The 14,895-nt window shown below is 73.4% G+C and carries 16 protein-coding genes; 10 read left to right on the top strand and 6 right to left on the bottom strand.

Annotation, left to right across the window (positions count from 1 at the left end; genetic code table 11):
* A partial coding sequence (locus E1298_RS32040) for a helicase-related protein (protein ID WP_131899936.1) occupies window positions 1-1,100 on the bottom strand: 1,100 nt, incomplete at its 3' end.
* A gap of 442 nt (window positions 1,101-1,542) precedes the next feature.
* Between E1298_RS32040 and E1298_RS32035 the strand changes: the two genes are divergently transcribed.
* Window positions 1,543-2,181: an NERD domain-containing protein gene (locus tag E1298_RS32035; protein WP_243725939.1), complete on the top strand. Its 639-nt coding sequence runs from the start codon at window positions 1,543-1,545 to the stop codon at window positions 2,179-2,181.
* A 128-nt stretch (window positions 2,182-2,309) separates the two neighbouring features.
* On the opposite strand, the gene E1298_RS32030 is transcribed toward E1298_RS32035, so the two are convergent.
* Together E1298_RS32030 and E1298_RS32025 are read right to left on the bottom strand one after the other, a co-directional pair.
* Window positions 2,310-2,714, bottom strand: a complete 405-nt coding sequence (locus tag E1298_RS32030) for a hypothetical protein (RefSeq protein WP_131899938.1) — start codon at window positions 2,712-2,714, stop codon at window positions 2,310-2,312.
* A gap of 157 nt (window positions 2,715-2,871) precedes the next feature.
* A complete protein-coding gene (locus tag E1298_RS32025) occupies window positions 2,872-3,237 on the bottom strand; it encodes a hypothetical protein (RefSeq protein ID WP_131899934.1) in 366 nt (121 codons plus the stop codon).
* Between the two features lie 229 nt (window positions 3,238-3,466).
* Between E1298_RS32025 and E1298_RS32020 the strand changes: the two genes are divergently transcribed.
* Both E1298_RS32020 and E1298_RS32015 read left to right on the top strand, forming a co-directional pair.
* Window positions 3,467-3,751 carry a hypothetical protein gene (locus E1298_RS32020; protein ID WP_131899932.1) on the top strand — a complete coding sequence of 95 codons (285 nt, stop codon included), beginning with the start codon at window positions 3,467-3,469 and terminating at the stop codon, window positions 3,749-3,751.
* A gap of 222 nt (window positions 3,752-3,973) precedes the next feature.
* Complete coding sequence (locus E1298_RS32015) at window positions 3,974-4,705, top strand: histidine phosphatase family protein (protein ID WP_131899930.1); 732 nt, start codon at window positions 3,974-3,976, stop codon at window positions 4,703-4,705.
* A 106-nt stretch (window positions 4,706-4,811) separates the two neighbouring features.
* Here E1298_RS32015 and E1298_RS32010 read toward each other — a convergent pair whose 3' ends face one another.
* Complete coding sequence (locus E1298_RS32010) at window positions 4,812-6,440, bottom strand: helix-turn-helix domain-containing protein (protein ID WP_131899928.1); 1,629 nt, start codon at window positions 6,438-6,440, stop codon at window positions 4,812-4,814.
* A gap of 560 nt (window positions 6,441-7,000) precedes the next feature.
* Here E1298_RS32010 and E1298_RS32000 point away from each other — a divergent pair.
* The 3 genes from E1298_RS32000 to E1298_RS31990 are packed head-to-tail and all read left to right on the top strand — an operon-like array spanning window position 7,001 to window position 9,472.
* The gene (locus E1298_RS32000; RefSeq protein WP_131899924.1) at window positions 7,001-7,657 is read left to right on the top strand and encodes a hypothetical protein; all 657 of its coding nucleotides are present in this window, start codon (window positions 7,001-7,003) and stop codon (window positions 7,655-7,657) included.
* 50 nt (window positions 7,658-7,707) lie between these two features.
* Window positions 7,708-8,424: an SDR family NAD(P)-dependent oxidoreductase gene (locus E1298_RS31995; RefSeq protein WP_131899922.1), complete on the top strand. Its 717-nt coding sequence runs from the start codon at window positions 7,708-7,710 to the stop codon at window positions 8,422-8,424.
* Complete coding sequence (locus E1298_RS31990) at window positions 8,411-9,472, top strand: threonine aldolase family protein (RefSeq protein WP_131899920.1); 1,062 nt, start codon at window positions 8,411-8,413, stop codon at window positions 9,470-9,472. Before E1298_RS31995 ends, E1298_RS31990 begins: the two co-directional genes overlap by 14 nt.
* Window positions 9,473-9,497: 25 nt before the next feature.
* Here E1298_RS31990 and cqsA read toward each other — a convergent pair whose 3' ends face one another.
* Window positions 9,498-10,724 (bottom strand): alpha-hydroxyketone-type quorum-sensing autoinducer synthase, encoded by a 1,227-nt coding sequence (gene cqsA / locus E1298_RS31985; RefSeq protein WP_131899918.1) that lies wholly within the window; start codon window positions 10,722-10,724, stop codon window positions 9,498-9,500.
* Between the two features lie 176 nt (window positions 10,725-10,900).
* Between cqsA and E1298_RS31980 the strand changes: the two genes are divergently transcribed.
* From E1298_RS31980 to E1298_RS31965, 4 genes are all read left to right on the top strand, one after another.
* Window positions 10,901-11,494, top strand: coding sequence for a TIGR03086 family metal-binding protein (locus E1298_RS31980; RefSeq protein ID WP_131899916.1), 594 nt, complete (start codon window positions 10,901-10,903; stop codon window positions 11,492-11,494).
* Between the two features lie 125 nt (window positions 11,495-11,619).
* Window positions 11,620-12,657: a lysylphosphatidylglycerol synthase transmembrane domain-containing protein gene (locus E1298_RS31975; protein ID WP_131899914.1), complete on the top strand. Its 1,038-nt coding sequence runs from the start codon at window positions 11,620-11,622 to the stop codon at window positions 12,655-12,657.
* 120 nt (window positions 12,658-12,777) lie between these two features.
* Window positions 12,778-13,155 (top strand): SSI family serine proteinase inhibitor, encoded by a 378-nt coding sequence (locus E1298_RS31970; protein WP_131899912.1) that lies wholly within the window; start codon window positions 12,778-12,780, stop codon window positions 13,153-13,155.
* A 26-nt stretch (window positions 13,156-13,181) separates the two neighbouring features.
* Window positions 13,182-13,757, top strand: coding sequence for a DUF6886 family protein (locus E1298_RS31965; protein WP_131899910.1), 576 nt, complete (start codon window positions 13,182-13,184; stop codon window positions 13,755-13,757).
* On the opposite strand, the gene E1298_RS31960 is transcribed toward E1298_RS31965, so the two are convergent.
* Complete coding sequence (locus E1298_RS31960; RefSeq protein WP_243725938.1) at window positions 13,717-14,493, bottom strand: SGNH/GDSL hydrolase family protein; 777 nt, start codon at window positions 14,491-14,493, stop codon at window positions 13,717-13,719. The two genes, E1298_RS31965 and E1298_RS31960, sit on opposite strands and share 41 nt — an antisense overlap.
* Between the last annotated feature and the right edge of the window lie 402 nt (window positions 14,494-14,895).

Genomic DNA, 14,895 nt, shown 5'->3' with positions numbered 1-14,895 from the left:
AGGTGCTCGGCCTCGGTCCAGCAGCGGTAGACGGTTCCGGGCGCCTCGCGTCCGGCGCGTCCGGCCCGCTGGGCGGCGGTGGCGCGGGACGCGCGGACGGTGGTGAGGGCGCCGAGGCCGCGGGCGTGGTCGGTGCGCGGCTCGCGGGCCAGGCCGCAGTCCACCACGATCCGCACGCCGGGCACGGTCAGGCTCGACTCGGCGACGGAGGTGGCGAGGACGATCCGGCGGCGTCCGGCCGGGGCGAGCACCGCGTCCTGGACGGCGGGCGGCGCCTGGCCGTGGACTTGCAGGACGTCCGCCGCGGCGCCGCCGAGCCTCCCGGCGACGCGGGCGATCTCCCCGACGCCGGGCAGGAAGCACAGGATGTCGCCGTCGTGCTCGCCCAGCGCGCGGTGGACGGTCGCGGCGACGTGGTCGAGGAGCGCGGGGTCCACGCGCATCCCGTGGGGCGGCGGGAGCGGGCGGGGCGGCGGCGCCCAGACGGTGCGGACGGGGTGCAGGGCCGCCTCGGTCTCCACGACGGGCGCGGGCCCGCCGCCGCCGAGCAGGTCCGCCCAGGGGCCGGTGTCGGCGGTGGCGGACGCGGCGACCAGCCGCAGGTCGGGACGCAGCGCCGCCCGCACGTCGAGCAGGAAGGCCAGGGCGGTGTCGGCGTCCAGGTGCCGTTCGTGGCACTCGTCCAGGATCACGGTGCCGACGTCCTCCAGTTCGGGCTCGGTCTGGAGGCGCTGCAGGAGGACACCGGTGGTGACCACGTCCACGAGGGTCCCCGGACGGTGCTCGCCGCGCACGGTCACCCCGACCCGCTCGCCGACCCGCTCCTCCAGGAGCCACGCCATCCGGCGGGCGGCGGCGCGCGCGGCGAGGCGGCGCGGCTCCAGGACGAGCACCTTTCCCGGGGCGGCGGGCTCCGCGGCGGGATCGGGGAGGGCCAGGCCGGCCAGCGCCAGCGGGACGAGGGTGGTCTTGCCGGTGCCCGGCGGGGCCGCGAGCACGGCCGCGCCCCGGCCGGCGAGGGCCGCGCGCAGGGCCGGGACGGCGAGGTGGACGGGCAGTCCCTCCGCGGCCGGGACACGCGTGGAGCGGGTGGGGTGCATCGCTCCAGTGTGGCGGCAGTCGCCGCCGCCGTGCCCGCAGGGTGATCGTCCATGTGGGAAATGCCACCGCGATGAAAGGCGCCGCGCGCGTTGCGGTGATAGTTGCATCGTGCCTTTCGCCATTTTCCTAGAACGTTCTAAAATCTCATCAAGGAATCTTTACGGCACGCAGGCGCAAAAGTCCAGGTAAGCAATGCCTTCGACACCCGAAGTTGCCCTACCGTCTGGTTTCCATCACCGGACCAAGTATGGCGGAAATGCGCTGCATGTCTCCATAATGAGGTCGTCATCGCAGGGTGCTGGGAGGTTCGGCATGATCGGTAGCTCCATCTACCTCAGGGACAGGGCCGCGTTCACGGGGGGATCGCCGCAGGCGGTTTACGAGGAGCTATGGCAGCAGGGCCGAAAGGGGAGATTGCGGACCCGCGCAATTCTGGCCATCGTGGCACTGGGGTTGTTCGGGATGCTGGTCAACGGGGTAATCGGAATCGCGATGGCCGCCTTGGTGGCGATCGCCGACGCCCTGGTGCATTGGCGCGTTTACAACGCCGCCGGCGTGTGGCGCCGCGGGCTGCGCGGCAACGAGCGCATGGACCGGCTGCTGCGCCTCACCCTGGAGCGGCGCGGCCACCGGGTGCTGCTGGCGCGGACGGTGCCCGGGCACGGGTCCGCCGACGAACTGGTGGTCGGGCCCGGCGGCGTGTGGCTGGTGCACAACGAGGCGTGGCAGCCCGACGCGGAGATCTCCCACCACGGCGGGCGGCTGTTCATCGACGGCCGGACCCAGTCCAAGCTCGTCCGCGGGCTGACCGAGCGCGCCGAGGCCGCCGCCCGGCTGATCTCCGAGCGCGCCGGGACGCCGGTGAAGGTGGTGCCGGTGCTGGCCGTGCACGGCGGCCATCTGCCCCGCAGGACGCCGTTCGCCGCGGACGGCATCACGTTCGCGCCGCCGCTGAGGCTGGTGCGCTGGATCCGCCGCAACCCGTCCGCCGAGTACTCCGCCGAGGAGGTGGAGGCCATCGCGCGCGCAGCCGTCCACGCGCTGCCGATCGGCGGCCGCACCATGACGGCCGCCGCGTGAGCACGGACGGCCCCGCGACCACCGGGCCCCGCGCGGGGAACCCGGAACCGGACCGCCGCACGAACGCCGGGCGCCGCGTCAGCGCCGCCATGGCGGCCGTGTGGACACGACACCTGTGGCCGGAGGGCTCACCCGCCGCCCACAGGGCGCCCACCGCCCGTACGGGTCCCGCCGCTCGTGCGGGCGGTGCGGCGCAACCAGAGCAGTCCCACCACCGGCAGGACGAGCGGGACGAACCCGTAGCCTCGCCCATAGCCCGACCAGACCGTCTCGTCCGGGAACGCCGCGGAGTCGACGAGGCTCAGCGTCCCGACGACCAGCACACCGGCCAGTTCCACCGTGCACGCTGCGACGGCGACGCGGAACGACGTCCGCCCGGAGCGGGCCAGCGCGACCGTCGCCAGGACGTAGACGAGCGCGGCCACCGCCGACAGCGTGTACGCGACGGGCGCGTCGGAGAACTTCGTACCGATCTGCACACCCGCGCGCGCCCCCGCGGCCAGCGCGAAGATCGCATAGACGGCGACCAGCAGCCGCCCGGGACCCGTCCCGGTCGCGGCGCGGGCCCCCGCGGTGCCCGTGCGGTCCTCGGCTCCGGCGCGGGAGCCGGCGTCCGCACGGGCTCCGGGCCCGACCCCCTCGCCCCCCGATCCGCCTGACCCGGCCCGCTCGGGCCCGGTCCGCCCCGACTCAGACACCGGTACCGTCCCAGATCTGGTTCATCCTGACGATCATCACCGCGACGGCCAGGCACGCGACCACGATCACGCCCGGCCCGTACCGGGAGCGTTCGAGCATCCCCCATCCGGCGCCCGCGGCGGGGACGAGCAGGATGGCCAGCAGGTAGCCGATGAACGTGGCCGGGCTCTCGGGGCCCTGGTCGCCGGCGACCTTGACGATCCCGACGACCGCCTGCGCGATCAGCAGCACCTCCAGGACGCCGAGCGCGACCAGGTGCGGGGTGCCCATCGCCCGGTCGCGCAGCGCGGACACCAGCGAGTGGGCGGCGGCCAGCAGCGCCACCACGATGATCACGGTGGCCAGCACATTCGTCACGAACGACCACAGTACTACCGCCTGTAGAGCAACCGCGCCCCGGCCGGTCTCGGCCACGCTCGACGTCGGCGCCGCTGCGGGCGTGGCCGTGCGGGTGAGAGGTCGGTTGTCCTGCGCCCCGGCGCCAGCGCGGGTGAAATTCATGAGCAAACGGTGAGAAACGCGACTGGGCAGCCGCGCGACGCCGACCTAGCTTGTGAGAAAACTCGAAGCCACAAAGGGGAGCATCGTGCGTCTCACCAGACGATTCGCCGCCACCGTCACCGCGGCGACGCTCGCGGCACCGCTGCTGTCCACACCGGCCGCTCGCGCGGACGGTTTCATTGACTGCTTCATGGGCGACCGCGTGCCCACGCCGGAGGGCTACGACATCGCCGGCCGTTCCTGTGACCCCGGGGGAGCTACCAACGTGGTGGTCAGGATCAGAGCAGGTTCGGCCGCGGGCAACCACCGATGTGCTTGGGCCGACTCCTTGGGTGGCTTTGTGGAAGGGAAGTATTGTCGCGAGGAGTGATCAGACGCCCAGGTCAGCGCGCGGCAGTTGGGAGGACCTGGACGAGGTCGGCGGTGGTGAGGCCCGCGCCGGCGAGCACGGCCTCAAGAGCGCTGACGCCGGCGCAGTAGCGGATGAGACTCTTGTGGCCGGCCCGACTCCGTCGTCCAAGCACGCAGTTCGCCGTGCAAGGAGGCGCGGGCTTCGACGTGCGGGGAGCGGTCGGGGTTTCCGCGTGGCAGCATGGCGGGCGTGAACGCGCTGCAGTGGCTCAACCTGACCCGGCACGGTGAGAGCACCGGCAACCTCGCCTACCTCGCGGTGGAAGGCACCGACGCGGAGGAGACCGGCATCCGTGAGCGCGACGCGGACGTGCCGCTGTCGGAGACCGGCCGGGCCCAGGCCACGGCGCTGGGCCGCTGGCTCGCCGCGCTCCCCGAGGACGAGCGCCCGACGATGGTCGTGGCGTCCCCCTACCTGCGCACGCTCGACACCGCGCGGATCGCGCTCGCGCAGACCTCCTACGCGGCGCCGCGGGATCCAGGCGGCCTGACGCTGCGGGTGGACGAGCGGCTCCGCGATCGTGAGCAGGGCGTCCTGGAGGGCCTGACCCCGCTCGGCGTGCGGCGCCGGTTCCCCGCGGAGGCCGAGCGGATGGCGCGGCTCGGCAAGTTCTACTACCGTCCGCCCGGCGGCGAGTCCTGGACGGACCTGGCGCTGCGGTTGCGCAGCTTCTACCGCGACCTGGAGGCCGACGTGCCGGGCGGCCGGGTGCTGGTGGTGACGCACGACGCGATCGTGGTCATGACCCGGTACCTGGTGGAGGACCTGTCCGAGCGCGAGGTCCTGGAGATCGAGAAGGAGCCGGTCGCCAACGCCTCGGTGACCCGCTGGCACCACGACGGCGGCGGGCTCCGAGCGGTGTCCTACAACGACCGCACGCACCTGACCACCGCAGGGGCTCCGACCGGCTGACAGGACGAATTCACCCGTCGCCCAGGAGGTGTGGGCTGCCGGCGGGTGTCGCACGACGAGCGCACGCAGCTGACCACCGTCGGGGTTCCGGCCGGATGATGGGTGGTCACTCGCCGTCCAGGAGGCGGGCGCTGCGGGTGGTGACGGTGGGGAGGCGCGGATCGCCCGGCGGGAGGACGGCCTTGAGCCGTTCGAGCGCCTCCAGGTCGGTGCGTCCGGGCTCGGTCTGGGCGTAGGTCCACAGCGCGTCGGCGCCGCCCCGGTCGAGCGCCTGCTGCCGGATCCGCACGGCCAGCTCGTCGCGTTCGGCGCGGACGGCGGGTGCGTCGGAGCGGGGCAGCAGCTCGCCCCCGTACAGCCGGACGGCCCCGGCGAGGTCCCCCTCGTCCAGCAGCCGCCGGACGGTGAGGAAGTCGGCGTCCAGCACGCAGCCGAGCCGGTAGGGCTTGGCGCGGACGACGTCGCCGAGCTGGGCGCGGAGCCGGTGGATCTCGGCGCGGACGGTGACGGGGCTGCCCTCGTCGCCGTAGAGGTGCCACGACAGCCGCTCGCCGTTGAGGCCCTCGGGGTGCAGGGCGAGCAGCGCGAGGATCTCGGCGTGCCGCAGGGTGAGCGGGATCCGGACGCCGTCCAGCCGGGCGGACGGCTGGTCGGTGCCGAGCAGCGAGAGGGTCAGCAGGGGTTGCTTCTCGGTGTTGTCGCCTGGACCGAGGGGCGCGGCGTCCGGCCCGGTGTCGGAGCCGCCGGGCCGGGCGCGTCCGGCCGCCGGGACACCGGAGACGGGCGGCGCGGTGCCGGGGACGGGCGGCAGGCGCAGCAGGAACACCTCGCCGAGCGGCTCGGCGACCGCGTCGCGGCCGTCCGGGAGGGTGACCGTGCCGCCCGGCTCGGGGACGTCGAGGCGGCGCCCCCGCCACCCGGTCGTGCCCGCCGCCAGGATCCGGCCGGTGGCGGTGAGCAGCAGCCCGCCGCCGCGCAGGCCGCGCAGATGCGGCAGGAACCGCTCGCGGAGCCGCTCGTCCCGCTCCCGCATCTCCACCTCCAGGCGGGACTCGGCGAGCCGGGCCGCCGCGGCGACGAGCGCGACCGTCGCCGGGTGCAGCGCGTCCACGGTGGCGCTGACGTCGACGCAGCCGATCACCCGCCCGGAGTCGGGGTCGGTGATCGGGGCGCCGGCGCACGACCAGTGGTGCAGGACGCGCGCGACGTGCTCGGCGGCGTAGACGTACTCGGGACGGCCGGTGGCCAGCGCCGTCCCGATGCCGTTCGTGCCGACCGACCCCTCCGACCAGCAGAAGCCCTCCGTCAGCCCGACGGCGTCGGCCTCGCGGCGCGCGGCGCGCGGACCGTGCGTCCACAGCGCGTGCCCCGCCTCGTCGGTGATCACCATCAGGTGGTCGGCCTCGTCGGCGACGCGCCTGAGCAGGTCGCGCAGCAGCGGAAGGTGCGGGTCGAGCGGATGGGCGCCGCGGGCGTCGGCGAGGACGTCGCGGTCGAACACCAGGGGCGCCGACACCACCTCGACGTCGACGCCGGCCGCCCGCGAGCGGCGCCACGACTCGGCGATCGGCTCCCGCGCGGCCGGGCCCGCGTCCCTGTGGACGGGCCCCGCGCCGGGCACCGCCGCGAGGGTCGTCGCGTGCGCGGTCTCGTGCGCCAGGGCGAGCCCCCGGGCAAGGTCGCCGGGTTCGCGGCACGCGTGCGGCGCCGGCGCGGCCTGATCGTGCACCACCATCAGCCCTTTCCGCAGGAGAGAACCTCGGCTCGTTCGAGCATCGGCCCATTCCCATGGCGGCGCAACCGGTTCCCGGGAACCGGCTCTGACCACACGTCCCGCACCGTGCGTGATCGTCCGATCGCAACGTGCATGCAACGTACGGGCGCCTACCGTACGAGCACCGCCGGGAGCCGGAGGGCCATCCTGTGGCACCGCCGCCTCGCGCGCGTCCGGGGGGAATGCGCGTGGGGCGGCGGGGCGGGCCGGCCAGTCGTCGGCACTCCCGGCCCCAGGGGAGGAAACAACATGCTGTGCCTGACCTGTCAGCGCGTCCGCCCGGCCCTGAGCCGGACCGACTACACCGCGGACCGCGCCCGGCTCATCGTCCTGCGGGGGCTGTGCACCTGCGGCGGCCTCGCCGCACCGGCCCCGGTCACCGCACCGGCTCGGACGTGGCGGCCGGGTGGTGTCCGAAAACACGTCGTTCCGCGGAACGACACCCCACGTCCATGAGGCGTTTCATCCCAGTTCGCCTACAGTTAAGGAGCATCCAAACGACACTCCCTGGAGGGAGCATCATGACCATTGTTCCGGGTCTTGTCCGACGCGCCGCCACCGAGGCGGAGCGCCAGCTGCGCGAGGGCGCCGGCCTTCTCGCCAGACTGGGCCGGGACCTGGAACGGTCGGCCGATCTCGGTCGGCTCCTCCCGTCGTACGGCGATCGTATACGAGACCTGGAGGAGCGGGACCGGGCCCGGGACGCGGAGCTGGGCGCGCTGCGCACCGAGGTGGAGTCGCTGGTCACCCAGCTCAACGACCGGCTCCTGCCGCGCATCGACGAGCGGATGGACGACACCGAGCGCGACCTGACCGCCGTCGCGACCAGCCTGATCCGCGCCGGCCGCGACACCGCCGGGTACCGCGCCCGGCTGGAGGCCGCCGAGCGCCGCATCGGCGACCTGCGCACCAAGCTCGCCCAGATGGAGCAGCGGTCCGGGCTGTGGCGCGACCTTCAGGCCAGCATGGCCAGGCTGGGCGACGACATCGACGGCCTGCGGGCCCGCGTCGCGCTCGGCGACGCCGAACCCGAGCCCGACCAGGTGCGCGACCCCGTCCCCGACCCGATACGCGAGGCCCTTCCCGGCTCCATGCGCGGCCCCGTCCACGAGCCGATGCGCGAACGCGAGCCGGTGCAGCGGGTCGGCTCCGAGCACATCACCGACCGCCCCGCCTGACCCCGGCCCGCGGATCACGCGCGGGGGCGGGCATCCGCGAGAATGGGCGCATGACGGAGTCGCCGAGCAGCACGGGCAATGAGAACAGCGCAGGCGCGGCGGCGGGACGCGTCGTGGTGGTGACGGGCGCCAACGGAGCCGCCGGGCAGGCGGTGACGCGCCGCCTGGCAGCGGACGGCGCGCACGTCGTCGCCGCGGGGCGCCGTCCCCTCGACTGGGACGACGCGCGCATCACCCCCGCCGTGGTGGACCTGCTGGACCCCGCCGCCACCCGCGCCTGGGCCGCGGAGGTCGCCGCCGCGCACGGCCGCGTCGACGGGCTCGTCCACCTGGTGGGCGGCTGGCGGGGCGGGAAGTCGTTCGCCGAGACCGACCTGGACGACTGGACGTTCCTGCACGACCAGCTCGTCCGGACGGTGCAGCACGCGACGCTGGCCTTCCACGCCCCCTTGAGCGCCGCACCGAGCGGACGGTTCGCGATCGTGTCGCAGCACGCGGCGCAGCACCCGCGGCAGGGCGCCGCCGCCTACGCCACCGCGAAGGCGGCGTCCGAGGCGTGGACGCTGGCGATGGCCGACTCCTTCACCACCGGATCGGCCGCCACGATCCTGGTGGTGGAGGCGCTGCTCACCGACGCGATGCGGGCGCAGCGGCCCGGCGCCGACTTCTCCGGCCTCACGCACGTCGACGACCTGGCCGGCGTCGTCGCGGGCCTGTGGGACAGGCCCGCCGCCGAGCTGAACGGAGCACGCCTTGTCCTCTCCTGACCCGATCCCGGCGCCCCCCGCGACACGCGGCTTCGCCAGCGACAACCAGGCGTCCGTCCACCCGGAGATCCTCGCGGCGCTGGCGGCGGTGAACACGGGGCACCAGCCCGCGTACGGCGACGACGTGGTCACCGCGCGGCTCCGCGACGTCGTCCGGCGGCACTTCGGCGAGCAGGCCGAGGTGTACCCCGTCTTCAACGGGACGGGCGCGAACGTGGTGTCGCTCCAGGCGATGTCGGAGCGGTGGAGCGCGGTGATCTGCCCCGAGTCCGCGCACATCAACACCGACGAGTGCGGCGCGGCCGAGAAGGTCGCCGGGCTCAAGCTGATCCCGGTGCCGTCGCCGGACGGGAAGCTGACCCCGGAGCTGGTCGACCGGTACGCGGTCGGCTTCGGCAGCATCCAGCGCGCGCAGCCCTCGGCGGTGTCGCTCACCCAGAGCACCGAGCTCGGCACCGTCTACACGGCGGCGGAGACCGCGGCGGTCGCTTCGGCCGCGCACGAGCGCGGAATGCTCGTCCACATGGACGGCGCCCGCATCGCCAACGCGTCCGCCTCCTTGGACGCGCCGATGCGCGCGCTCACCACCGACGCCGGGGTGGACGTGCTGTCGTTCGGCGGCACCAAGAACGGGCTGCTGCTCGGCGAGGCCATCGTCGTCCTGAACCCGGACGCGGTGCGCGGTATGCCCTACCTGCGCAAGGCCGCCATGCAGCTGTCGTCCAAGATGCGGTATCTGTCGGCGCAACTGGTCGCGCTCCTGGACGGCGACCTCTGGCTGCGCAACGCCACGCACGCCAACGCCATGGCGCGACGTCTGGCGGACGCGGTGCGCGACGTGCCGGGCGTGGAGATCATGCGTCCGGTGGAGGCGAACAGCGTCTTCGCGGTCGTCCCGAAGGACGCGGCGGAGCGGTTGCGCAAACGTTTCGCCTTCTACACCTGGGACGACCGCACCGGCGAGGTCCGATGGGTGTGCTCCTTCGACACCACCGAGACAGACGTCGACGCATTCGCCACCGCCCTCGCAGAAGAACTCACCGCCTGATAACAAGACCCATTAGAAGAAACCCCTAGCCCGCGCCGGGGGCGTTTCGGCCTTCCGGGCGGGCGCGGGTCGCGAGGCTGGGCTCGCGGCGGGCCGGAGGGCAGGCGGGCATCTCCACCTGGTCGCGCAGCTCCCGGCAGGCGACCAGGATGCGTTCCACGTCGTCGTCGCTCAGGCCCGCGTGCATGGACAGCCGGACGAGCGTCCGCCGCAGCGACGTCGCGGGCGGGAACAGGGCGGCGCTGAAGATGTCGCGGGCGGCCAGGGCGTCGCGGAGCAGCATGGCGTCGGCCTCCGACTCCGCGCACAGGGCGATGATCTGCGTGTCGCCCTCGCCGAGGTCGTAGCCGAGCGCCGCCAGGCCGCGCCGCAGGCGCCCGGTGAGGGTGCGCAGGCGCTCGCGCCGCCAGTCCTCCTCGCGGACGACGCCCAGCGCGGCCGCGAGCCCCGCGATGTCATGCGGCAGCAGCGTCGTGCTGAAGACCGACGGGAACGCGGTGTGCTTGAAGTAGTCCACGAAGCCGGGACGGTCGCAGGCGATCAGCCCCGCCCGTCCGGGAAGGGCCTTGGCGAGGCTCGCCGTGCGGAAGTCGACGCGCCCGGCCAGGCCGAGCGCGGCCACCAGGCCCTCGCCCCGGTCGCCGTGGGTGCCGAGCGTGTGCGACTCGTCGACCACCAGCAGGCAGCCGTGCTCCTCCGCCAGCTCCACCAGGCCCGCCAGCGGGCACACCGAGCCGTCGGTGCTGTAGACGGCGTCGGCGACGATCACGCCGGAGCCGCCCACCTCGATGCGACGCCGCAGGTGCTCCAGGTCGTTGTGGCGGAAGTAGGCGATCTCGGCGCCCGCCGCCCGCGCCCCCTCCCACAGCGACATGTGCGCGAGGACGTCCAGGTAGACGGGGACGTCCGGGCCCGCGACGACCTGCAAGAGGCCGGTGTTGGCGGCCCAGCCCGACGGGCACAGCACGCCGGCCCCCGCCTGCATGTGCCGCGCGAACTCCGCCCCCAGCACGATCTGCGGATGGTCGTCGGGGAGGCAGGGGCCGGGCATCGGCGCCGCGCCGTCCGCCGCCCGCAGGCTGGCGATCATCGCTCCGGTGATCGCCGGATGCTCGGCGATGGCGAGGTAGTCGCTGCAGGTCAGGACGATGGCCCTGCTGCCTGGCGCCCGGGACGGCCGCGTTCGGCGCCCGCCCCTGGCGCCGCGGAAGTCCTCGATTCGCTCGCCCAGTCGCTGGTGGGCGCTGGTCATGGTCGTCACTCTCCCCGATAGGACGACGGTCACGGAAGGTAGCGCTCGTTAATCATAGTGTGAAAAGAATCAAAGGCGAGGACCAAAGCGGCGCGCGTCTCCGGAAAACTTCTGAATGGAACGAATCATTCCGTTCTGCTATACTGGGGACATACCGCACCGGAAGGACCCACATCATGAGCGAGCCCATCATCTCCGGCTGGAACGTGCTCGACGCCGCCCACCAGGCCCTGCGCTCCACCGTCCGCAACGTCCCCGACCAGGACTGGGACGCTCCCACGCCCTGCTCCGAATGGAACGTCACCCAGGTCCTCCAGCACGCCGCCGGCGACCAGCTCGGATACGCCGCCGCCATCACCGGCGGGCCCGGCCCCGACGACAACCCGTTCGCGCCCTCCGGCACGCTCGACGCCGCGCCGATGGAGGTGCTCGAACCCACCCTCGCCGCCTGCGCCGCCGCCTGGGCGACCATCGGCAAGGACACCACGGAGGTGCCCGTCCCCGTCCCGCCGAACTCCCTCGACGCATGGGTCGGCGCCGGAGCCGCCGCGCTCGACGCCGCCGTCCACGCCTGGGACATCGCCGTGGCCACCGGACAGCCGTCCCCGCTCACCCCGGAACTCGCCCGCGACCTGCTGAAGGCCGCCAAGGAGATCGTCGAGCCGCTCCGCCCGTACGGCGCGTACGCCGCCGCGATCCAGGACGACGGCGGCGACGATGTTGCGGCCCTCCTCCACTACCTCGGCCGCGACCCCAACTGGAAGGCCTGACCGCGAACGCGCGCCGCGGGCCCGGTCCCGGCGGCGCCCGGGCGCACCAAGCTCCCATGGAGCGTTCCCCGCGAAGGCAGCCGGCGGTCGCATAACCTTCAGCCAAAAGGCCGACAACTGAAAGTGTGGAGACGATCGCCGCCGGCGCTGAACGCGCGGCGCCCGCCAAGCTCCCCGTGCTTGGCGGCGACGCCGCGCCTACCGCCCTCAGGTCCCCGTCGGTCCAGCGGCTCCGCTGGACGGTCGCCGGGATCCTCCTGACAGCCCTCGCGACCGTCGTGATCCTGGTCTTCGGCCCGGGACCGCTGCGCCCCGCCGCGACCGCCGTCCGGCACATGCGCTGGGGCTTCCTGCCCGCCCTGCTCTTGCTGTCGCTGCTGCACTACGTGTTCGCGGCGCTCGCGCTGCGCGGCGCGTCCGGCCGTCCGCTGCCGCTGCATGAGACGACGCTGACGCAGTTCACCGCCGCGGCCGCCAACCGGATCACGCCGGGCGGGCTCGGCGCCGTCGCGGTCAACACCCGCTACCTGGTCTGCCGCGGGATGCCCCTCCCCCGCGCGGCCGTGGCCGTGGCCGTCCTGCAGGTCGCGGGCGTCCCCGCCGACCTCATCCTGATCGCCGCCGTGCTCGGGCTCGGCGGCGGCAACGGCCGGACGCTGGACGCGATGGGCAGCCACGCCGCCCACGCGGCCGGCCTCGTCCCGGCCGTCCCGCTGCTCGTCGTCGCCGGATGCCTGCTGCCCGCCGCCGTGCTGATGGGCCGCCGCGCCGCCCGCTCCCCCGCGATCGGACGGGCCGTCTGCGGGTTCGCCGACCTGTGCCGCCGCCCGCGCGACCTGGCCCTCACCCTGGGCGCGTCCGCCGGGACGACGCTCGTCCTCGGCCTCGCCTTCGCGCTGAGCGTCCTGGCCGTCCCGCAGACCGAAGCGGACCCGGGCGACATCCTGGCGCTGCTGGCCGCCTACCTCGTGGGCGCCGCCGCCGGCTCGGCCGTCCCGTCCCCCGGCGGCGTCGGCTCCACCGAGGCCACGCTGGTCGCCGCGCTGGCCGCGCTCGGCATCCCCGCCGGCCCGGCCCTCCAGGCGGTGCTCCTCTTCCGGGTGATCACGTTCTGGGCGCCCGTCCCGGTGGGCCTTCTCGCCTGCCGGACGCTCCGCCGGTAGGCGCGAGCCCGAGCACCTTCACATCACTCGCAGAACATCCCTCTGCCTGACCGGAACGATATCCGCCTCCTCACTCTCCGCTACGATTCAACTCCCTTACGCATCCGCAGAGGAGAGTGAATGCGCAAGTCCCCCTTCGGCGTCGCCTTCCTCGTGGCGCTCGCCGCCGCGTCCCCCGCGCACGCCGTCACCCCCGCCGGCAAGCTGGGCATCACCCTCTACAACCTCCGCGAGGGCAGCACGCTCCGCTGGTCCCTCACCTGCTCCCCCGACGGAGGCACCCATCCGGCGGCCGGCGATGCCTGCACCCGCCTGCGCAAGATCAAGGGCGATCTGGACGAGCTCCGCTACAAGAACCCCGACTGCCCGCAGGACTTCGACCCCCGCGAAGTCGACATCCGGGGCACCTGGAACGGCCGCTCCGTCCAGCTCAAGGAGCGCTACCCGAACGAGCCGTGCCTGAGAGCCGCGACCGCCCCGATCGTCCCGACCGGATGACGGCGGGGGCGCGGTAGAAAGATGCCATGCGCCCGAACCCCGGCGAGGTACTGCATTTCTCCGAGGACCCCACGATCATCCGGTTCATCCCGCATGTCGCGGCCTCGGCGCAGCAGCCCGAGCCCTTCGTATGGGCGGTGGACGCCACCCGGGCCCCGGACTACTGGTTCCCCCGGAACTGCCCGCGCGCCATGGCGTGGGCGACTCCGGAAACGTCGGAATCCGACCGGAACCGCATCCTGGGCCCGGGCGGCGGGAACCGGGTCCACGCGATCGAGTACGACTGGGGCGACGCGTTCCCGAACGTCGAGCTGTTCGCCTACCGGCTGCCCGCCGCCGCCTTCACGCCATTCGGCGAGCCGACGCCGAGCGCCGTCGTGGCCACCGAACCGGTGACCCCGCTCGGCCCGCCCGAACGGGTCGGCGGCCTGCTCGGACTGCATCAGGCCGCCGGGATCCAGCTCCGCGTCCTGGACGACCTCTGGGAGTTCTGGGACGCCGTGACCGTGAGCACCCTCGGCTGGAGCGGAATTCGCCTCCGCAACGCGAAGGCGCGCCGAATCAGCCCTCCTTCTGCAGGGCCAGCTGGGTGGAACCGCTAAGGGCGGGCAGATAGCCGAGCTTGTGGCCCTTCGCCGTCGGGTGGTACGACGACTCGAACGGAATGGTCACCGAGTTGAGCCAGTCCTCGCCCGAGCACAATTCATGCCCGGCGAAGTCGTCCCGCACATCGGAGTACGTGAAGCCGGCCCGTCCCGACGCCGAGGAGACCGTGCCGACGAGCGTGTCGGCGGCCCCGTTGAGCGCGTTCCGCTTGGTGTTGCTGAGCCCGACGCACACGTCCACGATCTTGTAGAGGCGCGGGTACCCGAGCACCACGACCTTCGCGGACGGCGCCTTCGACCGGATCTGCCCGTACACCGAGTCGAGCCGTCCGGGCAGGGTGTTCCTCATGTAGGTCTTGGCCGACTCCACCGCGCTCACGCACGACGAGTCGGACTGGAGCACGCAGGTCTGCATCACGTTCCCGAATCCGGCGTCGTTCCCGCCGACCGTGATGCTGACCAGCGTCGTCGACGCGCTCAGCGCGCCCAGCTGCCCGCTGGCGACCGAGGTGGTCGTCGCTCCAGAGCAGGCAACGAACTTGAACGAATCCGTCGCGTGGGACGCCGCCCACAGCTTCGGATAGGCGTTGGTGCTGCGGTTGCACGAGCCGCTCGCGGGGTCGTAGCTCCCCGCGCCCGTACCGGACGAGTAGGAATCGCCGAGGGCGACGTAGTTCGTCCCGGCCGCCGAAGCGGTCCCGGGCCAGGTGAACGAACCGGCGGCGAAAACCACCGCACCGAATGCGGCCAGACTAGAGCGAGAGAGGCGCATCTGAACTCCGGGCGACGTATCGAATTGTGTCCGCCACTTTATACCCGCCGCGCCATTCTGCGAAGCCCCCGAGCTGATCATCGAACTTTGGCACATTTCGCCCTTGCCGCAGCGAATCAGCCACCTCGCCCGAATTACCGGGCGATAAGCACCCCGCAAACGAACCCCAACGACCGCACTAACCCCACCGGAACCCCCAGGTCGGGCGCCGGGCCTCATCCGGTCGCCCCCGTGGCAGGCACGGAGGCGGCCGGACCTCGTCCCAAGACGTCCAGGGTCAGTCCGGGACGACCGGGCTCGCGACGGCCGGGTTCGGCCTGAAACGCCCGGGATCGGCGGAGGCGCGCGGGGGCGCGGGGGCGC

The organism is Actinomadura rubrisoli, assembly GCF_004349215.1.
GTDB lineage: Bacteria > Actinomycetota > Actinomycetes > Streptosporangiales > Streptosporangiaceae > Spirillospora > Spirillospora rubrisoli.
This window is presented reverse-complemented; position numbering and strand designations above follow the sequence as displayed.